The 21,046-nt window shown below is 72.0% G+C and carries 15 protein-coding genes; 10 read left to right on the forward strand and 5 right to left on the reverse strand.

The window, feature by feature from the left end; genetic code table 11:
* The first annotated feature begins 299 nt into the window (after positions 1-299).
* From ACFZAM_RS07105 to ACFZAM_RS07140, 8 genes are all read left to right on the forward strand, one after another.
* Positions 300-1,358: a substrate-binding domain-containing protein gene (locus ACFZAM_RS07105; RefSeq protein ID WP_391043637.1), complete on the forward strand. Its 1,059-nt coding sequence runs from the start codon at positions 300-302 to the stop codon at positions 1,356-1,358.
* Between the two features lie 238 nt (positions 1,359-1,596).
* Positions 1,597-3,273 carry a ribulokinase gene (gene araB / locus ACFZAM_RS07110; RefSeq protein WP_391043639.1) on the forward strand — a complete coding sequence of 559 codons (1,677 nt, stop codon included), beginning with the start codon at positions 1,597-1,599 and terminating at the stop codon, positions 3,271-3,273.
* Between the two features lie 75 nt (positions 3,274-3,348).
* Complete coding sequence (locus ACFZAM_RS07115; protein ID WP_391043641.1) at positions 3,349-4,206, forward strand: L-ribulose-5-phosphate 4-epimerase; 858 nt, start codon at positions 3,349-3,351, stop codon at positions 4,204-4,206.
* Entirely contained in the window at positions 4,203-5,708 is a 1,506-nt protein-coding gene (araA, locus tag ACFZAM_RS07120; protein ID WP_355334615.1) for an L-arabinose isomerase, read from the forward strand. The genes ACFZAM_RS07115 and araA overlap by 4 nt, the downstream gene beginning before the upstream one ends.
* A 399-nt stretch (positions 5,709-6,107) precedes the next feature.
* The gene (locus ACFZAM_RS07125) at positions 6,108-7,259 is read left to right on the forward strand and encodes a substrate-binding domain-containing protein (protein WP_391043644.1); all 1,152 of its coding nucleotides are present in this window, start codon (positions 6,108-6,110) and stop codon (positions 7,257-7,259) included.
* Positions 7,259-9,001, forward strand: coding sequence for an ATP-binding cassette domain-containing protein (locus ACFZAM_RS07130; protein WP_391043646.1), 1,743 nt, complete (start codon positions 7,259-7,261; stop codon positions 8,999-9,001). The genes ACFZAM_RS07125 and ACFZAM_RS07130 overlap by 1 nt, the downstream gene beginning before the upstream one ends.
* A gap of 61 nt (positions 9,002-9,062) precedes the next feature.
* A complete protein-coding gene (locus tag ACFZAM_RS07135) occupies positions 9,063-10,079 on the forward strand; it encodes an ABC transporter permease (RefSeq protein ID WP_355334606.1) in 1,017 nt (338 codons plus the stop codon).
* 356 nt (positions 10,080-10,435) lie between these two features.
* The gene (locus tag ACFZAM_RS07140; protein ID WP_391043649.1) at positions 10,436-14,578 is read left to right on the forward strand and encodes a beta-galactosidase; all 4,143 of its coding nucleotides are present in this window, start codon (positions 10,436-10,438) and stop codon (positions 14,576-14,578) included.
* 160 nt (positions 14,579-14,738) lie between these two features.
* Here ACFZAM_RS07140 and ACFZAM_RS07145 read toward each other — a convergent pair whose 3' ends face one another.
* Together ACFZAM_RS07145 and ACFZAM_RS07150 are read right to left on the reverse strand one after the other, a co-directional pair.
* Positions 14,739-15,755, reverse strand: a complete 1,017-nt coding sequence (locus tag ACFZAM_RS07145; protein ID WP_391043651.1) for an acetylxylan esterase — start codon at positions 15,753-15,755, stop codon at positions 14,739-14,741.
* A gap of 53 nt (positions 15,756-15,808) precedes the next feature.
* The gene (locus tag ACFZAM_RS07150) at positions 15,809-16,648 is read right to left on the reverse strand and encodes a polysaccharide deacetylase family protein (RefSeq protein WP_391043652.1); all 840 of its coding nucleotides are present in this window, start codon (positions 16,646-16,648) and stop codon (positions 15,809-15,811) included.
* Between the two features lie 199 nt (positions 16,649-16,847).
* On the opposite strand from ACFZAM_RS07150, the gene ACFZAM_RS07155 reads away from it, so the two are divergent.
* Positions 16,848-17,708, forward strand: coding sequence for an SAM-dependent methyltransferase (locus tag ACFZAM_RS07155; protein ID WP_391043654.1), 861 nt, complete (start codon positions 16,848-16,850; stop codon positions 17,706-17,708).
* An 18-nt stretch (positions 17,709-17,726) separates the two neighbouring features.
* Here ACFZAM_RS07155 and ACFZAM_RS07160 read toward each other — a convergent pair whose 3' ends face one another.
* Entirely contained in the window at positions 17,727-18,587 is an 861-nt protein-coding gene (locus tag ACFZAM_RS07160) for a PhzF family phenazine biosynthesis isomerase (protein ID WP_391043656.1), read from the reverse strand.
* Positions 18,588-18,654: 67 nt separating this feature from the next.
* Positions 18,655-19,410 (reverse strand): SDR family NAD(P)-dependent oxidoreductase, encoded by a 756-nt coding sequence (locus ACFZAM_RS07165; protein ID WP_391043657.1) that lies wholly within the window; start codon positions 19,408-19,410, stop codon positions 18,655-18,657.
* An 83-nt stretch (positions 19,411-19,493) separates the two neighbouring features.
* Here ACFZAM_RS07165 and ACFZAM_RS07170 point away from each other — a divergent pair, with 83 nt between their 5' ends.
* Positions 19,494-19,823: a 4a-hydroxytetrahydrobiopterin dehydratase gene (locus ACFZAM_RS07170; protein WP_391043658.1), complete on the forward strand. Its 330-nt coding sequence runs from the start codon at positions 19,494-19,496 to the stop codon at positions 19,821-19,823.
* 155 nt (positions 19,824-19,978) lie between these two features.
* Here the strand turns inward: ACFZAM_RS07170 and ACFZAM_RS07175 are convergent, their stop codons facing one another.
* Positions 19,979-20,995, reverse strand: coding sequence for a Gfo/Idh/MocA family oxidoreductase (locus ACFZAM_RS07175; protein ID WP_355334584.1), 1,017 nt, complete (start codon positions 20,993-20,995; stop codon positions 19,979-19,981).
* Positions 20,996-21,046: the final 51 nt, after the last annotated feature.

The following is a 21,046-nucleotide window of genomic DNA, read 5'->3' on the forward strand; positions in this document are numbered from 1 at the left end:
GCCCCGCTGGGGCGGGTGGTGAGGTGCGGGAGCGCTTCGGCTGAGCGCGCAGTTCCCCGCGCCCCTTAAAGGCAGGCCCTGCGCCAGCGCGGCGCACCTTCCCCGCGCCCCTGAAAAGCAGGCCCTGCGCCAGCGCGGCGCGCCTTCCGCGTGCGCCTAAGGGGCCCAAGCCCTTGGGAGGGTCGCCCCCGCCGGGGGGCCTGGTAAAGGCCCTTCTTCCTCCGTCAAGCGCGAGCGTACGGCCTTGACGGATGGGACTGTGAGCGCTAACACTTAGCAGCATCACGGAACGGAGAGCCATGTCTCGCACCGCGGACCCGGCAGCGCCCCGCAGGGCCCCCACCATGGCGGATGTCGCCCAGGTGGCGGGCGTCTCGCATCAGACGGTGTCGCGGGTGCTGAGCGATCACCCGAACGTGCGGGACACCACGCGCGCGGAGGTGCTGCGGGCGATCGAGGCGCTGGGGTACCGGCGGAACTCGTCGGCGCGGGCGCTGGTGACGCGGCGGACGCTGACGCTGGGGGTGGTGGCGTGCAATCCGACGCTGTTCGGCCCGGCGAGCACGCTGTTCGGGCTGGAGGAAGCGGCGCGGGACGAGGGCTACATGGTCTCCGCGGTGACCCTGCGGCGGCACACCCCGAAGGCGCTCGCGGACGCGATCGACCACCTCAGCGACTGGGGGGTGGAGGGCATCGTCGTGATAGTGCCGGAGCGGGAGGCCGTCGCCGCACTGGCCGAGCTGAAGCTGCCGTTCCCCGTCGTCACGGTGGAGGGCGGGCACGGCCTGCCGATCCCCGGCGTCTCGGTGGACCAGGAGCTGGGCGCGCGGCTGGTCACGGGCCATCTGCTGGCCGGCGGCCACCGCACGGTCTGGCATGTCGCGGGCCCGCAGAACTGGCTGGAGGCCGAGGCCCGCGTGCAGGGCTGGCGCGCCACGCTGGAGGAGGCGGGCGTCGAGGTGCCGTCGCCGCTGGTGGGGGACTGGACGCCGCTGTCGGGCTACCGCGCGGGACAGGAGCTGGCGGGCCGGGTCTCGGCGGGCTCCGGGCGCCGCGGTTCACCCGAGGTGTCGGCCGTCTTCGTCGCCAACGACCAGATGGCGCTGGGGGTGTTGCGGGCCTTCCGCGAGGCCGGTCTCTCGGTGCCGGGCCAGGTCGCCATCGCGGGCTTCGACGACATCCCTGAAGCCGAGTTCTTCGCGCCGCCGCTGACCACCGTCCGGCAGGACTTCACCGCGGTCGGCCAGGCCAGTATCCGGCTGCTGGTCGACCAGTTGGAGTCCGGCACCACCCGCGGCGGCGAACGCGTCGTCATCGAACCGCGCCTGATCGTCCGCAGCAGCAGCAACCCGTCCTGAGGGCGGCGGTCCGTACGGGCGGCGCACGGCACCGCGGCACGGATCGCAGCACGCGTCGCCACAGGTCCGGCCACCGGACCGGCACCGAGTCCGGCAGGAAGCCCCGCCGCACATCCCGCAGCACCTCTCGCAGCACGTCCCGCAGGACAGAACAGGACCGCACCGCCGCAGAGTTCACACCGCAGGGCAATCGGTACGCGACCGGCTGCCGGAGCCCCCGGCGCATGGGGAGACACGCATGATGACCGATCCTCCCGCCGTCACCGTCGGCATCGATTTCGGCACGCTGTCCGGGCGCGCCCTGGTCGTGGCGGTCGACGACGGCAAGGAGCTGGGCAGCGCCGTCCACGAGTACACCCATGGGGTGGTGGACGGCGCGCTGCCGAACGGCCGTGAGCTGCCGCCCGATTGGGCGTTGCAGATTCCGCAGGACTGGCGGGACGTGCTGCGCTTCGCCGTGCCGCGCGCGCTGGAGGCCGCCGGGGTGCGGGCGGAGCAGGTCGTGGGGGTGGCGACGGACTTCACCGCCTGTACGGTGCTGCCCGCGACGGCGGACGGCACGCCGCTGTGCGAGCTGCCGGACATGGCCGAACGCCCGCACGCCTACCCGAAGTTGTGGCGGCACCACGCGGCCCAGCCGGAGGCGGAGCTGATCGTGCGCCGCGCCGGGGAGTCCGGGCAGCCGTGGCTCGGCCGCTACGGCGGGCGGATCTCCAGCGAGTGGCAGTACGCCAAGGCGTTGCAGGTGCTGCGCGAGGACCCGGAGGTCTACGCGGCGGCCGACCGGTGGATCGAGGCGGCCGACTGGATCGTCTGGCAGTTGACCGGGGCCGAGAACCGCAATCCGTGCACGGCCGGTTACAAGGGCATCCACCAGGACGGGGGTTATCCGGACGCCGCGTTCCTGGCCTCCCTGCACCCGGACTTCGCCGGCTTCACGGCGAAGCTGGACCACCCGCTGTCCCAACTGGGCACCGCAGCAGGGCGTTTGAGCGCTTCGGCCGCCGCGCTGACCGGGCTGCGCGCGGGCACGGTCGTGGCGGTCGGAAACGTCGACGCGCATGTCACCAGCGCCGCCGCGCGGGCCCTGGACCCCGGCCATCTGCTGGCGATCATGGGGACCTCGACCTGTCACATCATGAACTCCGACGTGCTCGCCGAGGTGCCGGGCATGTGCGGGGTGGTCCGCGACGGCGTGGTCCCCGGCCTGTGGGGCTACGAGGCGGGCCAGAGCGGGGTGGGGGACATCTTCGCCTGGGCGGTGCGGACCGCGACACCGCAGCCGTACGCGCTGGAGGCGCGGCAGCGCGGCATCAGCCCGCACGAGCTGCTGACGGAGAAGGCCGCCGCCCAACCGGTCGGCGGGCACGGGCTGTTGGCGCTCGACTGGCACAGCGGCAACCGCTCCGTGCTGGTGGACCACCACCTGTCGGGGCTCCTGGTGGGGCTGACGCTGGACACCCGCCCCGAGGACATCTACCGGGCGCTGGTCGAGGCGACGGCCTTCGGCACGCGGACCATCGTGGAGGCGTTCGAGGGCGCGGGGGTGCCGGTCACCGACTTCACGGCGGCGGGCGGCCTGCTGAAGAACACCTTCCTCATGCAGACCTACAGCGATGTGCTGAACCGGCCGGTCAACGTGCTGTCCTCGGAGCAGGGCCCGGCGCTGGGCGCCGCGATCCACGCGGCCGTCGCGGCGGGGGCCCACCCCGACATCCGCGCCGCCTCGGCCGCGATGGGCCGCCTGCACCGCGACGCCTATCTGCCCGACCCCGCACGCGCCGCCGCCTACGACGACCTCTACGCCGAATACCGCGCCCTGCACGACCACTTCGGCCGGGGCGGCAGCGATGTCATGCACCGCCTGCGGGCGCTCCGAGGGCGGGTGCAGGCGGACACCCCGGCTCAGCCGTAGGGCGGCGTCTCGTGGCACCGCTCTTTGTTAGCGCTCACCCAGAATGTTAACGCTCACTCCCTGCCGAGGTCCCGTATGAGCAGTCACCCCTTTCCGCCCCCTGCCGCAGAGGCCGTCGTACGCCTGCGACAGCAGGTCAGCGACCTGCATCAGGAACTGGTCCGCTACCGGCTGGTCGTCTGGACGGCGGGCAATGTCTCGGCGCGCGTGCCGGGGCACGGCCTGTTCGTGATCAAGCCGAGCGGTGTGGACTACGACCGGCTGACACCGGACGCGATGATCGTGTGCGACCTCGAAGGGCGGGTGGTGGAAGGCGACTTGTCGCCGTCCTCGGACACCGCCGCGCACGCCTACGTCTACCGGCACCTGCCGGAGGTCGGCGGGGTGGTGCACACCCACTCGACGTACGCGTGCGCGTGGGCGGCGCGCGGCGAGCCGGTGCCGTGCGTACTGACCGCGATGGCCGACGAGTTCGGGGCCGAGATCCCGGTCGGGCCGTTCGCGCTGATCGGTGACGACTCGATCGGCAGGGGCATCGTGGAGACGCTGGCCGGGCACCGCTCGCCGGCGGTGCTGATGAAGAGCCACGGGGTGTTCACCATAGGCAAGGACGCCCGCGCGGCCGTGAAGGCGGCGGTGATGTGCGAGGACGTGGCCCGTACCGTGCACATTTCCCGGCAGTTGGGCGATCCGCTGCCCCTCACCCGCGCCGACATCGACCGGCTCCACGACCGCTACCAGAACGTCTACGGGCAGCAGACGGCGGCCGATCGCGCTGATGCCGCCGATAGCGCCGATTCCGGCGGCCCCGCCGGGCCGCCCCCCGCCGGCCAGGAGCCGCAGGCCGTCGTGCGCGACGGTCCGGCCGCCCCCGTTGACACCGCCGATCCCGCGGATACCGCCGCCCCCGCCGACCGAGGAGCCCTGGCATGACACCGTCCGACGAGCGCGAGGTCTGGTTCCTCACCGGCAGCCAGGGCCTGTACGGCGAGCAGACGCTGCGGCAGGTCGCCGAGCAGTCGCGCGCCATCTCCGACCGGCTCGCCGCCACCCCCGGCGGCCCGGTGCGGATCGTGTGGAAGCCGGTGCTCACCGACGCCTCCGGCATCACCGGCACGGTCGTCGACGCCAACTCCAGCCGGGCGTGCGTGGGTCTGATCGCGTGGATGCATACTTTCTCGCCCGCGAAGATGTGGATTGCGGGCCTCGACCTGCTGCGCAAGCCGCTGCTGCATCTGCACACCCAGGCCAATGTCGAACTGCCGTGGTCCACCATCGACATGGACTTCATGAATCTCAATCAGGCCGCCCACGGCGACCGCGAGTTCGGCTATCTCCAGGCCCGGCTCGGCATCGCCCGCAAGACGGTCGCGGGCCATGTCTCCGATCCCGCCGTCGTGGCCCGCGTCCACACCTGGATGCGCGCCGCCCTCGGACACGACGCGCTGCGCCGTCTGAAGGTGGCCCGCTTCGGCGACAACATGCGCGACGTCGCCGTCACCGAGGGCGACAAGGTGGAGGCGCAGTTGCGGTTCGGCGTCTCGGTGAACACCTACGGCGTCAACGACCTGGTGGCCGTCGTGGACGAGGTGGACGACGCGGCCGTCTCGGAGGTGGTCAAGGAGTACGCGAGCGCCTACCGGCTGGCGGGCGAGCTGGCGGCGGGCGGCGAGCGCCACGACGCGCTGCGGTACGCGGCCCGGATCGAACTGGGTCTGCGCGCCTTCCTCACCGAGGGCGGCTTCTCCGCCTTCACGACCAACTTCGAGGATCTGGGCGGCCTTCGGCAACTTCCGGGCCTCGCGGTGCAGCGGCTGATGGGCGACGGGTACGGCTTCGGCGGCGAGGGCGACTGGAAGACGTCGATGCTGCTGCGCACCGTGAAGGTCATGGGGGCCGGTCTGCCGGGCGGCACCTCCTTCATGGAGGACTACACCTACGACCTGACGCCGGGCGGTGAAGTGATCCTGGGCGCGCACATGTTGGAGGTCTGCCCGACGATCGCGGCGCACCGGCCCTCGTGCGAGATCCACCCGCTGGGGATCGGCGGCCGGGAGGACCCGGTACGGCTCGTCTTCGACGCCCGGCCGGGGCCCGCGGTCGTCGTGGGCCTGGCCGACATGGGCGACCGCTTCCGGCTGGTCGCCAACGAGATCGAGGTCGTCGCGCCCGCGGAGCCGCTGCCCCGACTGCCCGTGGCCCGCGCGGTGTGGCGGCCCGCGCCCGATCTGCGGACCTCCACCGAAGCCTGGCTGACCGCGGGCGGCCCGCACCACACCGTGCTCTCCAGCGCCGTCGGCGCCGAGGAACTGGCCGACCTGGCCGACATGCTCCGCACCGAACTCCTTCTCATCGACCACGACACCCAACTGCGCCGCTTCACCCAGGAGATCCGTTGGAATCAGGCGTATTACCGCCTGGCGGGCGGCCTCTGACCCTCCGTCGGAGCTGCCCTGGCCCCCGCACCCGCCCCGCGCCGTACGGCCGACCGCGTCCGCGGGTGCGGCCCTGTCCGCGCGCCCCGCCGCGGGGGGAGCCGCACCGCGACGGCCACCGCGCCGGAGGCGGGTTTTTCTCTGTGCAACGTCTTGACGACCGATCAGTGAGCGCTAACACTCATAGGCGACAGCTGACGGCGCGCCTGGCGATCGGGTCAGTGGGTCCGGCCTGTTCAGCGGCGCGCTCAGCAGCCGGAACACCCGTTGGTGCCGTAAGAGATCGGCGAGTTACCGCGAGGAGAGAGCAGATGTCCCGCTCTGCGTGATTCTGTTCCTCACTAATTGTTAGCGCTCACAAAACTGGCTGAGAGGCCACTGCCCGAACAGGATGCAGCCATGCGCGACGCCCGAAAGGCCCTTGCCCGGCACGGACGATGGGGAGCCGCAGCGGTGACGCTGGCGGTGGCCCTGTCCGCGACGGCGTGCAGTAAGAGCGGTGCCGGTGACTCGTCCGCGGCGGACGCGGCGAGCGGCGGGAGCCCCGCGGCGGTGACGATCAAGGGCGACATCGCGTTCAACGACGCGAATCTCGCGAAGCTGGACGCGGCGCTGAAGGCCGCGCTGGCCGGGAAGGACCTGTCGAAGCTGCACGAGGCCATGGTGGTCAACGTGGCGGTCGACTACTGGAACGCGGGCAAGTCCGGCTTCACCAAGGGCCTGGCCGACCTCGGCGTGAAGGGCGTCTACCAGGCGCCCGCCAACGGCCGTCTGGACCAGCAGCTCTCCCTCATCCAGACATTGCGCGGCCAGGGCATCACGGGCTTGAGCGTGTCGGCGATCGACCCGACGGCGATCAAGGCGCCGATCGCGTCCGCGAAGAGCGCCGGGATACCGGTGCTGGCGATCGACTCCCCGCTGCCGCCGGAGGACGGCGCCGACCTGTATCTGGGCACGCCCAACTACCAGGCGGGCCAGAAGGCCGGTGAGGCCATGAAGCAGGCGCTCGGCGGCAAGGGCCAGGTCGTCGTCCTCGTCGGCTCGCTGACCACGTCGAACGCGGTGGAGCGGATCCAGGGTTTCGAGGACGCGCTCAAGGGCACCGGCATCAAGGTCGCGCAGAAGCTCAGCGACGGCATGGACGCGGCGAAGGCGCTCACCAACGCGCAGACCGCGATCCAGACCAACCCGAACATCAACGGCCTGTACGGCGTCTACTCCTATGACGGACCGTCAGCCGGGCAGGCGGTGCAGGCCGCGGGGAAGTCGGGCCGGGTGAAGATCATCTCGGACGACAGCGACCCGCAGACGCTGAAGTTCATCAAGGCCGGTGTCATCCAGGCCACCGTCCTCCAACAGCCCTACCAGCAGGGCTACACCGGCGCCTATCTGCTGGCCGCGTTCAAGGTGCTCGGCAAGGACGCCACCCTCCGGATCGTCAAGCCGTATCTGGAGTCGGACGGCACCACGCTCAGTTCGGGCGTCGGCCTGGTCACCCAGGCGAACCTGGCCGCGTACCAGACCAAGCTGACCGACCTGGGCATCGGCTGATGGCTTCGGGTCCGGCCCCGTACGAGGCTCCACGGTCCCCGGCCCCGGCTCAGACCCCGGCCCCCGGCCCGGCCTCCGCCCCGGACGGGGCCCCGGCCCCCGAGGTCGCCGTCCGGCTGCGGTCGGTGAGCAAGTCGTACGGGCCGGTGAAGGTGCTCGACATCCCGAGCCTGGACCTGGCCCGTGGACAGATCGTCGCGGTGGTGGGGGAGAACGGCGCGGGCAAGTCCACCTTGATGGGCGTGCTGTCCGGCACCGTCACGCCCACCACCGGCAGCATCGAGATCGCCGGTACGCCGCTCCACGCCGGACGGCCCGACCACTCCAAGGAGTTGGGCGTCGCCCTGGTGGCCCAGGAGTTCCCGCTCGTCGGGCAGTTGAGCGTGGCGGAGAACCTGCTGCTGGGCCGCCGTCCCGCGCGGGCGGCGTCCCGCACCCTGGGCCGGGTCGTCTACGACCGCGCCGGTACGAGGGCGGAGGCGCGCGCACTGCTCGCCGAAGTCGGCGTCAGCGGGGTGGACGTGGACCGGCCGGTGGAGCGATTCCCGGTCCCCGTACGGCAGATGATCGAGATCGCCAAGGCGTGGGGCCACCATCCGCTGGTGCTGATCCTGGACGAACCCACCTCCTCGCTCGGCCCGGTCGAGGCCGAGCGGGTCCTCGGCCTGGCCCGTACGCACGCGGCGGCCGGCGGGGCGGTGCTGTTCATCGGCCACCGCCTGGACGAGGTCCAGGCCGTCGCGGACCGGGTGATCGTGCTGCGCAGCGGCCGGATGGTGGCCGATCTGGCCCCGGCGGAGGCGAGCGAGGAGCGGATGATCCGGGAGATGGTCGGCAGTGAGCTGGCCCGCGCCGACCTGGCCCCGCCGTCCTCCGTCGAGCGCACGACGACCCTGTCGGTACGCGGGCTGACCGCGGACGGCCTCGGGCCCGTCGACCTCGACGTGAGGGCGGGGGAGATCGTCGGCGTGGCCGGGCTCATGGGCTCGGGGCGCAGCCGCCTGCTGCACACGCTGATGGGCGCGCAGCCGCGTACCGGTGGCACGGTCGTCTTCGACGGCGCCGACTTCCGCCCGCGCCACCCCGCCGACGCGGTGGAGGCGGGGATCGGACTGGTGCCCGAGGACCGCAAGGTCCAGTCGCTGCTCCCGGCGCACTCGGTGCGCTGGAACGTCACGCTGGCCACGCTGCGCCGGATCAGCGCACGTGGAGTCCTGCGGCCGAGGGCGGACAAGGCGCACGCGGCCCGGATCGTCCAGGACCTCGGGGTGCGGCTGCGCAGCCAGGAACAGCTCATCTCGGACCTGTCGGGCGGCAATCAGCAGAAGGTGGTGTTCGGGCGCTGGCTGGCGACCGAGCCCCGGCTGCTGCTCCTGGACGAGCCGACCCGCGGCGTGGACGTCGGGGCCAAGGCGGAGATCTACAGCCTCATCGACACCGCGGCGCAGGACGGCCTCGCGGTGCTGGTGGCCTCCTCGGAGCTGGAGGAACTGCTGTGGATCTGCCACCGGATCGTGGTGATGGCGCACGGCCGGGTGGTCGCCGACCTTCCCCGCGACCGGTTCGGCAAGGAAGCGATCATGACCGCCGCGGCCGGTACGCGGAACGGCGCGCCCGGTACGCGCGACGGGGACGGGGCCGGGGCGCGCGACGGAACCGGGGAACAGGCCGGGCAACAGGCCGGGACGCTCGGGCCGCGGACCGACGCCGTCGCCGACCGTCAGGGGAAGGCACGCGCATGAACGACAACAGACCCCTGCCGATGACCGCCGTCGGCGTCGGCACTCACGGGAAGGCGAGGCCATGACCACCAGCACCGCACCGATCGAGGCCACGGAGGACGCCGCGAGCGGCGGCCGTACGTCGCCGGTCCGCCGCCTGGCCGAGACGCCCGAGGTCGGCGTGGTCGCGGCCTGCGTCGTGGTCTTCGTCGCGCTCGCGCTGGACAAGTCGACGTTCGCCAGCGCCGTCAACCTCCAGGGCATGGGCTTCGACCTGTCCCAGTACGGGCTGATCGCGATCGGCGAGTCCCTGGTCATCCTGACCGGCGGCATCGACCTGTCGGTGGGCGCGCTGCTGGGCACCAGCGTCATCCTGATGTCCTGGTTCAACGTTCGCGCGGGACTGCCCGCGCCGCTCGCGATCCTGCTCACGCTGGCCGTCACCGGCACGGTCGGCCTCGTCCACGGCCTCGCCGTCACCCGGCTGAGAATGCCGCCCTTCGTCGTCACCCTGGTCACCTACACGGTCGCGCAGGGCGTCACGCTGGCCATCACCTCCGGCACCTCCATCACCGGCATCGACGGCACTTTCGGCGACCTGGGACAGACGTACGTGGCGCAGATCCCCCTCCCGCTGATCGTCTTCGCGGTCGTGGCCGTGGCGGCGTGGTTCTTCCTGGAACGCACCTACACCGGCCGCCAGGTGTACGCGGTCGGCGGCAATCCCGAGGCGGCCCGGCTGGCGGGCATCCGCGGCGACCGCCGCATCGTCTCGATGTACGTGACCAGTTCGCTGCTGTCCGGCTTCGCCGGGATCTTCGTGCTCGGCCGGATGGGTGTGGGCTCGGCCAGCGGCGTCGGGGTCGGGTGGGAGCTGTCGGCCATCGCCGCGGCCGTCATCGGCGGGGTGAGCCTGGTCGGCGGACAGGGCCGGATTCTCGGCATCGTGGCGGGCACGATCCTGCTCGAACTGATCAACAACGGCCTGACGACGCTTCAGATCAACTCCAACTACACCAATATCGTGCTGGGTTGTGTGCTCGGGCTGGCCATCACCGCCGACCGGCTGCGGGCGAGAAGCGTGGCCCGCCGCGGCTGACCCGGCATCCAACCGACCGCTGACCGGCCACCGCCCCGCCGCCGCCGGGCCGCCGCCCGCCCGCCGCCACGCCGCTGACCGACCGCCGCCCGCCCGCCGGTCAGCCGCCGATCAGGGACTGTTCCGCCCCCGGACGCACGGCCGTCCGGGGGCCGCGCCGCGTGGCGCCGCCCTCCTTCGAATCCGGCTGAATCGTTTCGGCCCGAATGGTTGCGTTACCCATCGGGGACTGCGACACTTCCCGTCGCTATGCGACTCGTTCGCACATATATCAACAGGGAATCTGCTCTTTCCTGGCTGTTCATGAGCGACCGCTGAAGCTCGCGACCACTCCCGCACGTGACGTGGAGGTAGGAATGGCTGTTCATCGCACGTACCGACGGGTGCTGCGGCGCTGTCTGGCCCTGGGGGTCACCGCCGCGCTCATGGTCGGTCTCGGCGTCGGCGTGGGGGCCGCCGCCGAACCGCCGGGGCGGGCGCCGGACACGGCGCACGCGGGCGCCCCGCACGCCACCCACTCGGTCACCTACGACGGCTATTCGTTCATGATCGACGGAAAGCGCACCTACCTGTGGGGCGGCGAGTTCCACTACTACCGGCTGCCGAGCCAGGATCTGTGGCTGGACGTGCTCCAGAAGATGAAGGCGGCCGGATTCAACGCCGTCTCCCTCTACTTCGACTGGGGCTACCACTCGCCCGCCCCGGGCGTCTACGACTTCACCGGCGTCCGCGACGTGGACAAGCTCCTCGACATGGCCGACGACCTCGGCATCTACGTGGTCGCCCGACCCGGCCCGTACATCAACGCCGAGGTGGACGGCGGCGGTTTCCCCGGCTGGCTCTCGACCAAGGCGGGGGACACCCGCACCGGCGACTCGGCGTATCTGAAGTACAGCGACGAGTGGCAGACGCAGATCGACCGGATCATCGCCCGGCACCAACTCACCGACGGCAAGGGCTCGGTGATCGAGTACCAGGTCGAGAACGAGTACTACGACGGCAGCGCGGCGGGCCGCGCCTACATGAAGCACCTGGAGGACAAGGCCACCGCGGACGGCATCAAGGTGCCGCTGGTCGGCAACAACAACGGCACCTTCAACTCCGGTGACGCCGAACTGGCCGTCGACGCGGCCGACTCCTACCCGCAGGGCTTCAACTGCTCCAACCCCACCCGGTGGAACGGCGTGCCCGACATCAGCTACGACCACGTCCCGGGCAAGCCGCTGGCCACCGCCGAGTTCCAGGGCGGTGCCTTCGACCCGTGGGGCGGCCCCGGCTACGACAAGTGCGCGCAGCTCATCAACGACCAGTTCGCGGACGTGTTCTACAAGCAGAACATCGCCGTCGGCGCCACCTCGCAGAGCTTCTACATGCTCTACGGCGGCACCAACTGGGGCTGGCTGGGCGAGCCGCAGAACTACACGTCGTACGACTACGGCGCCGCGATCCGCGAGAACCGGCAGCTCGACCCGAAGTACGACCAGGACAAGCTGATCGGCTACTTCACACAGGCGCTCGCGCCGCTCACCAAGACCGACGCGCTGCCCGCCACCCCGACCGACAACGCGAAGATCGTCGACACCGCGCGCCGCAACCCCGACACCGGCACGCAGTTCCACGTGCTGCGGCACTCCGACTCCACCGCGACGACCACCGACAGCGGGCACGTGACGATCGACCTCGGCGCGCACCCCGGCTACACGTACGACGACGTCGACCCGGCGCTCGCGTACACCGGCGCCTGGTCGCACGTCGGTGCGGAACAGAACTACACCGGCGGCGACTACCAGCACACCGAGTCGTTCTCCGACACCGCGGGCGACAGCGTCTCGGTCGGCTTCACCGGCACCGGCGTGAAGTGGGTCACCAACCTCGACGGCAACCACGGCATCGCGGACGTCTACCTCGACGGCGCCAAGGTCAAGACCGTCGACCTGTACGGCGCGACCAAGCAGAACCAGTACGTGGCCTACCGGGCGACCGGGCTCGCCGCCGGGGCGCACACCCTGAAGATCGTGGCCACCGGCACCAAGAACACCGCCGCGTCAGGGCAGTTCGTCACCATCGACGCGATTGACATCGACAACGGCCAGGGCTCCACCGCCCCCGTCTACACCGTCCCGCAGCAGCCCGGCACGGCGCTGACCCTCAACGGCCGCCAGAGCAAGATCATCGTCGCGGACTACAGCCTCGGCGGTAACCAACTCCAGTACAGCACCTCGGAGATCATGACGAACGCCACCGTCGGCGGCCGTGATGTCGCGGTGCTCTACGGCGACCACGGCTCCGACGGCGAGACCGTCCTGCACTACGCGACCCGCCCGACGGTCACCGCCACCGGCGGCGCCGTCACCTCCGCCTGGGACCCGGCCACCGGCGACCTGCGGCTCAACTACGCCCACACCGGCCTGACCCGCGTGCGGATCAGCGGCGGCGCGCACCCGCTGCTCCTGCTGCTCGCCGACACCGACACCGCCAAGACCTTCTGGCGGCAGGACACCGCCGCAGGACCCGTGCTGGTGCGCGGCACCCACCTGCTGCGCGGCGCGGCCTCCAACGGCTCGGCGCTCGCCCTGACCGGCGACGTCGCCACCGACGGCGCGATCGAGGTCTTCAGCACCGCCGACTCCGTGACGTGGAACGGCAAGAGCGTCCGTACCGCCACCACGGCCACCGGCAGCAGGACCGGCACCGTACCGACCGCGGCGGCCGTCAGCCTGCCCGCGCTGACCGGCTGGAAGCACATCCAGGAGTCGCCCGAGTCGGCCGCCGGCTTCGACGACTCGACCTGGCAGGTGGCCGACAAGACCACCTCGAACAGCCGCACCACGCCCGCCACCTTGCCGGTGCTGTTCGCCGACGACTACGGCTTCCACACCGGAAGCACCTGGTACCGCGGCCGGTTCACCGCCACGGGCAAGGAGACCGGCATCACGCTGTCCGCGCAGAGCGGCGGCGGCGCCGCGGCCTCCTCGGTCTGGCTCAACGGCACCTTCCTCGGCAGCGCGACCGCGGACGGCCAGAAGACGTACGCGTTCCCGGCCGGAGTGCTCAAGACGACCGGCGACAACGTCGTCTCGGTGCTCACCGTCAACATGGGCCACGAGGAGGACTACAACCCGCCCAACGGCAACAAGGCCGCCCGCGGTCTGACCGGCGCCTCACTGGCCGGCGCGCCGCTGGACACGATCACCTGGCGGCTCCAGGGCGTACGCGGCGGCGAGACCCCCGTCGACACCGTGCGCGGTCCGCTCAACTCCGGCGGCCTGTACGGCGAGCGTGCCGGATACCCGCTGCCCGGCCACCCCACCGACGGCTGGACGCCGGTCACCCTGCCGACCACCGACACCACGCCCGGCGTCTCCTGGTACACCACCGACGTCAACCTCGACCTCCCCAAGGGCCAGGACACCTCGCTCGGCCTCACCTTCACCGACGACCCGTCCCGCAAGTACCGCGTCGAGATCTACGTCAACGGCTGGAACATGGGCAACTACGTCAACTACGTGGGCCCGCAGCACAGTTTCCCGCTGCCCAACGGCGTCATCGACCCGCACGGCAGGAACACCGTCAGCCTCGCCGTGTGGAATCTCGACGGCACGACCGGCGGACTCGGCAAGGTCGCGCTGACCGACTACGGCAGCTACGCCTCCTCGCTGACCGTCGCCCGGAACCAGAGCCCCCGCTACGACAAGGCCCGTTACGCGATGCCGGGCGCCCCGGCCTCCGCGGTCTCCCTCCAGGTCCCCGGATCGGTGGGCGGCGGCGCGACGTTCACCGCGACCGCGACGGTCACCGTCCCCAAGGGCGGCCCGACCGCCACCAAGGTCACGGCGGCACTCGACGTACCGCCGGGGTGGACCGTGAGCCCGCGGTCCGCGCCCGCCGCCGTCGACCGGATACGCGGCGGCTCCTCGGCCGCCTTCACCTGGAAGGTCACCGCGCCGCAGAGCCCCGCCAAGGTCAACTCCCTGACGGTGAAGGCCCGTCTGACGCAGGGCCGGTCCACCACGGCCCCGCGCGACGTACGGATCGTCGGGGCGGTGCCCGCGCCGCCGCCGGCCGGGGACAACCAGGTCAGCGACCTGGAGTTCCTGTCCGCGACCAACGGCTGGGGACCGGTGGAACGCGACCAGAGCGTCGGCGACACCGCGTCCGGCGACGGCACCCCGCTGAAGCTGGGCGGCGTCACCTACGCCAAGGGCCTGGGCACCAACTCGCCCAGCGACGTGCAGATCTACCTCGACGGGCGCTGCATCAGGTTCACCGCCCTGGTCGGCGTCGACAACGGCGATCCGGGCACGGTCACCTTCTCCGTGACCCTCGACGGCAAGGCGCTCACCACCACGCCCGTGTTGAACGGCGGTTCGGCCCCGGTCGCGATCGACGTGCCGGTCACCGGCGGCCAGGTCATCGACCTGGGCGTCGGCGACGGAGGCGACGGCAACGGCAACGACCACGGGGACTGGGTCAATCCGACCCTGACCTGCACGGGCTGACCGCGGCCGACAGCGGCGACGACGAGCCCGCGCCACCGCGACCGCGGTGCGCGGGCTCGTCGTCGCGCTGCCTCTTCTCCGTGGAGCGGCTACTCCTCCAGCGGGCCGAGGTCCGGGGTGTCGCGCGGGTCGTCCTCCTGCGCGCAGTTGAGGCGAGGATTCACGGCCCTGACGGGGCGGGGCTCCAGTCCTCCGAGGCCGGGTGGCGGGGGGTGAGGTGGTTGGGGAGCCAGTCGAGGCGGGTGGCCTCTTGATGAGGGCCACCGCCCTCGTGGCCGTTGAAGTCGTAGATCTCGATCTGCTTGTCGGCGTGCGCGTAGGCGTTGAAGGCGGCGAAGACGGTGGACGGCGGGCACGTCTGGTCTTCGAGCGCGGTGGAGAAGAGGGCGGGGGCGTTGGCGCGGGCCGCGAAGTGGACGCCGTCGAAGTAGGACAGCGTCCGGGTGACCCGGTCGACGCTCGCGCGGTGGGTGTTGAGGTAGCGGCCCACCTCGCGGTACGGGTCGCGGTCGGTGAGCCGGATCGCGCGCGGGAAGTCGCACAGGAAGGGGACGTCGGGGGCGACGGCCGCCAGGTCCGGTACGAGGCCCGCGACGGCCAGCGTGATCCCGCCGCCCTGGCTGGTGCCGAGCGCGACCGTACGCGCGGCGTCGGTCAACGGGTGCGCGCGGGCCGCCTCGACGGCGCGCACCGCGTCGGTGAACACCCGGCGGTAGTAGAAGGATCGCGGGTCCTCGATGCCACGGGTCATGAAACCGGGGACGGCGGGCCCGCTGCCCGCCTCGTCGGGGGTGTCACCGACGGACCAACCGCTGCCCTGGCCACGGGTGTCCATCACCAGGTGCGCGAAACCGGCCGAGGCCCACAGCAGATGGGTGTGCGGCAGGCCGCGCCCACCGCCGTAGCCGACGAACTCGACCAGCAGCGGCAGGGGTTCGGCCGCGTGGGCGGGCGCCACGAACCAGCCCTTGACCGGCTGGCCGCCGAAGCCCGCGAAGGTGACGTCGTACACGTCGACCGTCGAGAGCCCGGTCCGTACCGGCTCGAACCGCGCCTCGAGCGGGTGCGCGCGGGCCTCCTCCAGGGTCTGCGACCAGAAGGCGTCGAAGTCGGCGGGCTCCGCGGACCGGCTGCGGTACGCGCGGAGTTCGTCGAGGGGCAGGTCGAACAGGGCCATCGGGTCCGCCTTCGTCAGTCAGGGCTTCGCTGTGAACGTCGTTCGGGGCGTGGCTACTTGTAGACCTTGCCGGGCTGCGGTGTGCCCGGCGCGAGGAGTTGGGAGACGGTGACGAAGGTGTAGCCGCGGGCCTGGAGCGTGGAGACGATCGGCGCGATCGAGGCGACCGTGCCGTTGTAGCCCTTGTTCGTCGGGTCGACCAGATCGTGCAGCAGGATGATGCCGTCCGGCTTGGTCTGCTGGAGGATGCGCTTGGCGATCAGCGCGGAGTCGGTGGTCCGGTAGTCCTGGCCGTTGGCGCTCCACACCACCTCCGCCATGCCCAGGTCCCGCGCGATGGCCGTCACCTTGCTGCTCGTACGGCCCTGCGGCGGGCGCAGCAGCGTCGGCCGGACGCCGGTCACCTTCTGCACCGCGTCCCGCCCCTCGGTGATCTCCTTGCGGATCTCGGACGAGCTGATCTTGGTGAGTATCTGGTGGGACCAGGTCAGCGTCTCCACCTCGTCGCCCTGCGCCACCATGTCCCGCACCATCTGCGGGTGCTTCATCACGTGGTTCTTGCCGAGCGTGAAGAAGGTCGCGTGCACGTGGAACTTCCGCAGAATGCTCATGATCTGCGGCGCCCGCACGCTCGGCCCCGCGTCGAAGGTCAGCGCCACGCACTTCGCCTTCCGGCAGTCCACGGGCCCGTCCGCACCCTGCGCGAAGGCGGCCGTCCTGCCGTCCGCCGCCACATGCTTGCGCGCGGCCGACGGCGACGTGCTCTGGTACCCGTTGCACCCGGCCAGCCCGAGCCCCAGCGCCGCCGTGACCACGACCGCGGCCCCGAGCCGCACCCGCCGCCCGGCCTCGGCCCCGATTCCGGCCCTGCGTGCCCCGGTCGTGCTGCGCATGCGCGAGTTCCCCCTCGTCGTGACGGACGCCCGCTCGCGCGGACCGTCCAGCACTCTATCCACGCCGTATCCGCCCACCTCACGGCCCCCCGGCCAGGACAGCGCGGGCGGCCGGGGCGGCGGAGCAGGCCGGAGCAGGCCGCGGTGGCCGGGAATAATCGGGCGCGGCCGTCCCGGGGATCGGGTTAGCGTCCGGCGCGTGAGCAATGACGACGGACACGACGACGGACATGACGACGGGTACTTCGGCGAAGACGTGGCCGGGCGGTACGACGCGGACACGAGTGAGGAGTTCGATCCGGGCGTGGTGCGGCGGACGGTGGACTTCCTCGCGGACCAGGCCGGCGGCGGGCGGGCGCTGGAACTGGCCATCGGGACCGGCCGGATCGCGGTGCCGCTCGCCGAGCGCGGTGTGCCGGTGGCGGGCATCGACATGTCGCGCGCGATGGTGGCCCGGCTGCGGGCCAAGCCCGGCGGACGGGACATCCCCGTCACGATCGGGGACATCGCGACGACGACGGCGGAAGGGTACGCGGCGGGGACCGCGGAAGGGAACGCGAGCACGGACGGGACCGCGGGCGGAAACGCGAGCACGGACGGGAACGGCAACGGTGACGGCGGCGGATACGCGCTGGCCTACCTGGTGTTCAACACCGTCATGAACCTCGCCACGCAGGAGTCACAGGTCGCCTGCTTCCGCAACGCGGCGGCGCACCTGCGCCCCGGCGGCCGGTTCGTCGTGGAGGTCATGGTCCCCGAACTGCGGAAGATCCCGCACGGACAGAACGTCGTGCCCTTCCACACCGGCCCCGACGGCTGCTCGTACACCGTCTACGACACGGTCACGCAGGACGCGACCTGCCACTACGTGACGGTCACCGAGGACGGCAGGGGACAGGTCACCTCGACGCCGTTCCGCTACGTCTGGCCCGCCGAGCTGGACCTGATGGCCCAACTGGCGGGCATGCGGCTGCGGGAGCGGTGGGCGGGCTGGTCGCGCGAACCGTTCACGCAGGACAGCACCCGGCACGTCTCGGTATGGGAGAAGGAAGCGGTCTGACCCGCCGGGACGGTGGCCTTACGCCGGGATCGGGACGGCCGTGCCCGTGACCTGGATGTACGGGGTCGCGGACGGCGGGACGGTGACCGTGAGGGTGGCCGGGCGGCCGAGGTCGTGGCCCTGGTGGAGGGTGAGGGTGGCCGGCGGGGCGACCAGGCCGAGGTCGCGCAGGTACGCGCCCAGGGCCAGCGCGGCGGCGCCGGTCGCCGGGTCCTCGACCACACCGCCGACCGGGAACGGGTCGCGGACGTGGAAGACCGACGGGCTCTCGCGCCACAGGAGTTGGACGGTGGTCAGGTCCACGGCGGTCATCAGCGCGGCGAGCCGGTCGAAGTCGTAGGCGAGGTCGGCCAGCCGCTCGCGGGTGGCCGCGGCCAGCACCAGATGGCGGGCGCCCGCGTACGCGACCCGGGGCGGGAAGGCCGGGTCGAGGTCGGCGGCGGGCCAGTCGAGGGCGGCCAGCGCCTCGGCGAGGGCGTCGGGCGCGATGTCCTCGACGTACGGCTCGACGCTGGTCATCGTCGCCAGCGGCGTACCGCCCGGGCCGGTCGAGACGGTGACCGGGACGTCGCCCGCCCGGGTGCGGAACAGCAGGTCGCCCGCGCCGAGTCGGTCCGCCACCGCCACGGCGGTGGCGAGGGTGGCGTGGCCGCAGAAGGAGACCTCCGCCTTCGGGCTGAAGTACCGCACGGTCAGCGTGCGGCCGTCCGTCGCCGTGACGAAGGCGGTCTCGGAGTAGCCGACGTCGGCGGCGACGGCCAGCATGCCGGGGGCGTCGAGCGCCGAGGCGTCGAGGACGACCCCGGCGGGGTTGCCGCCTTCGGGGTCGTCGGAGAAGGCCGTGTAGCGCAGGATGTCGGGCCCCGAGGGTGTCGTCATGACCGCTCCAACCCGGCGCCGTCCCGCGCGTATTCCCGTGGCTGTCGCCGCCGGGCGCGGTGCGCCCTCAGCCGCGTCCGATGAACGGCATCGTCGTCGCCGTCACCGTCGCGAACTGCACGTTGGCCTCCAGCGGCAGCTCGGCCATGTGCCGCACCGTACGGGCCACGTCGGCGACGTCCATCACCGGCTCGACGGCCGTGGTGCCGTTCGCCTGGAGAATCCCGGTCCGCATCCGGGCCGTCATCTCGGTCGCCGCGTTGCCGATGTCGATCTGGCCGCAGGCGATGCGGTACGGGCGGCCGTCCAGCGACAGCGACTTCGTCAGGCCGGTCATGGCGTGCTTGGTCGCGGTGTACGCGATGCTGTGCGGGCGCGGGACGTGGGCCGAGACGGAGCCGTTGTTGATGATCCGGCCGCCGGACGGGACCTGGTCCTTCATCCGCCGGAACGCCGCCTGCGCGCACAGGAACGCGCCGTGCAGATTCACGTCCACGACGGCGCGCCACTCGTCGTACGACAGGTCCTCGACCGGGACCGGCGGCCCGAACATTCCGGCGTTGTTGAACAGCAGGTCCAGGCGGCCGGGGGCGGTGTCCCGCGCGAACAGTCGCTCCACGTCCTCCGGACGGGTGACGTCGGTCGGTACGGTCAGAGTGCGTCCGGGGCCGGCCGCCGCCAGCTCCGCCGTCTCGGCCAGCGCCTTTTCGCGGCGGCCCGCCAGCAGTACCGTCCAGCCCGCCGCCGCCAGTTCCACCGCGACGGACCGGCCGATGCCCGAACCCGCACCCGTGACGACCGCGACTCGCTCGTTCTCGCTCATGGCACCGCAGGTTATGCGCTGGGCGGTGCGAGGATGAATTCGCCCGCCCACCCGCCCGCCCCTTTTTCCGTGGAGGCCCCCGGATGCCCTACGCCGAACCGCTCTCGTCCGACCAGGTGGCCGCGCGGCTCGCCGGGCTTCCCGGCTGGGAGGTGCTGCCCGGTGGTGACGGCGCCGACGGCGCCGCCTCGCTCCGGCGGGTCTACCGGTTGGCGCACCTTCCCGCCGCGATCTTCGCGCTGCACATCGCGGGTATCCAAGCCGAGCTCGACCATCACTCGGAACTCACCCTCGGCTACGACACCTTGACGGTGGCCCTCACCACCCACGCCGCCGGTGGGCGCCTCACCGCCAAGGACTTCGACCTCGCCGCCCGCATCGAGGCCATCGCCCCGGCCCACTCCGCCGCCTGAGCCGCGGCGCTCCCGCGGGTCACCACCCGCCCCGGCGGGGCAGTCCGGTGGTCTCCGGACCACCCGCCGGTGACGGGTTGCTCGCGCGGTTCCCCCCCCGGCCTTCGGCCGGGAGGTGCCCCGGCGCCCGTGACGGGGCACGTCCCGGACAGGCCCTAGTCGATGCCGGGGTAGGTGACGCCGGTGTGTTCGCGGATGGTGTCGAGGGTTCGCATGATGGAGAGGGAGCCGGCGAGGGGGACGAGGGGGGACTCGAGTTCGTCGGCGCGGAGGCAGCGCATGACTTCGGCGGCCTCGTAGGCCATGGTGCCGCGGGTGAGGCCGTCGGCGACGACGTCGGAGAAGAGGACGGTGCGGGGCTCCTCGCCCTGGCGGTGGACGACGAAGCGCTCGGGGTTGAAGAAGCCCTCGGGAAGCTCGATGCGGCCGGCGCTGCCGGTGACGACGGCGCGGGCGCCGGTGTCGGCGGTGATGGAGCAGGTCAAAGTGGCGACGGCGCCGTCGTTCCAGCCCAGGACGATGCCGGTGTTGTCGTCCACGCGCTCGGGCGTGAGGTGGGACCACGCCCGGACCTCGTCGGGCTCGCCGAGCAGGAGCTGGGCGAAGGAGACCGGGTAGACGCCGAGGTCGAGCAGGGCGCCGCCGCCCTGGTCGGGGTCGCGCAGCCGGTGGGTGGCGGGGAAGTCCCCGGAGAATCCGAAGGCGGCCGAGACGTCCCGCACCTCACCGATCAGGCCCTCGGCGATGAGCGCGAGCATGTGCCGGATCAGCGGGTTGCAGTACATCCACATGGCCTCCATGAGGAACAGGCCGCGGTCGCGGGCGAGGTCCACCAGCTCGTGCGCCTCACGGGCGTTGATGGTGAACGCCTTCTCGCACAGCACGGCCCGCCCGGCCTCCAGACAGATCCCGGTCGCCTCGCGGTGCGCGGAGTGCGGCGTGGCGACGTACACCACGTCGACCCCGTCGTCCGCGGCCAGCTCCGCCCAGGAGCCGTACGCGCGCGCGATTCCGTACCGCTCGGCGAACGCCTTCGCGCCCTCGAGGGTGCGCGAGCCCACGGCGACGACCTCCGCGTCCGGCAGCGTCAGCAACGCCTCGGTGAAGGTCGCGGCGATCCCGCCGGTCGCCAGGATGCCCCAGCGGATGGTCCGTACGCCGTCGTCGCTCATCGGTCGGTCTCCCACTCGTCGGTCAGGGTCAAAACGTGGTCTCGGTCGTGC

Origin of the sequence: Streptomyces sp. NPDC008079, assembly GCF_042957385.1 — a bacterium.
Taxonomy (GTDB): Bacteria; Actinomycetota; Actinomycetes; order Streptomycetales; family Streptomycetaceae; genus Actinacidiphila.

Coding starts and splice junctions, on each gene's coding strand:
- ACFZAM_RS07105 (WP_391043637.1), top strand. CDS start 300: ATGTCTCGCACCGCGGACCCGGCAGCGCCCCGCAGGGCCCCCACCATG.
- ACFZAM_RS07115 (WP_391043641.1), top strand. CDS start 3,349: ATGAGCAGTCACCCCTTTCCGCCCCCTGCCGCAGAGGCCGTCGTACGC.
- ACFZAM_RS07160 (WP_391043656.1), bottom strand. CDS start 18,587: ATGACGACACCCTCGGGGCCCGACATCCTGCGCTACACGGCCTTCTCC.
- araB (WP_391043639.1), top strand. CDS start 1,597: ATGATGACCGATCCTCCCGCCGTCACCGTCGGCATCGATTTCGGCACG.
- ACFZAM_RS07135 (WP_355334606.1), top strand. CDS start 9,063: ATGACCACCAGCACCGCACCGATCGAGGCCACGGAGGACGCCGCGAGC.
- ACFZAM_RS07175 (WP_355334584.1), bottom strand. CDS start 20,995: ATGAGCGACGACGGCGTACGGACCATCCGCTGGGGCATCCTGGCGACC.
- ACFZAM_RS07145 (WP_391043651.1), bottom strand. CDS start 15,755: ATGGCCCTGTTCGACCTGCCCCTCGACGAACTCCGCGCGTACCGCAGC.
- ACFZAM_RS07140 (WP_391043649.1), top strand. CDS start 10,436: ATGGCTGTTCATCGCACGTACCGACGGGTGCTGCGGCGCTGTCTGGCC.
- ACFZAM_RS07170 (WP_391043658.1), top strand. CDS start 19,494: ATGCCCTACGCCGAACCGCTCTCGTCCGACCAGGTGGCCGCGCGGCTC.
- ACFZAM_RS07165 (WP_391043657.1), bottom strand. CDS start 19,410: ATGAGCGAGAACGAGCGAGTCGCGGTCGTCACGGGTGCGGGTTCGGGC.
- ACFZAM_RS07130 (WP_391043646.1), top strand. CDS start 7,259: ATGGCTTCGGGTCCGGCCCCGTACGAGGCTCCACGGTCCCCGGCCCCG.
- ACFZAM_RS07150 (WP_391043652.1), bottom strand. CDS start 16,648: ATGCGCAGCACGACCGGGGCACGCAGGGCCGGAATCGGGGCCGAGGCC.
- ACFZAM_RS07125 (WP_391043644.1), top strand. CDS start 6,108: ATGCGCGACGCCCGAAAGGCCCTTGCCCGGCACGGACGATGGGGAGCC.
- araA (WP_355334615.1), top strand. CDS start 4,203: ATGACACCGTCCGACGAGCGCGAGGTCTGGTTCCTCACCGGCAGCCAG.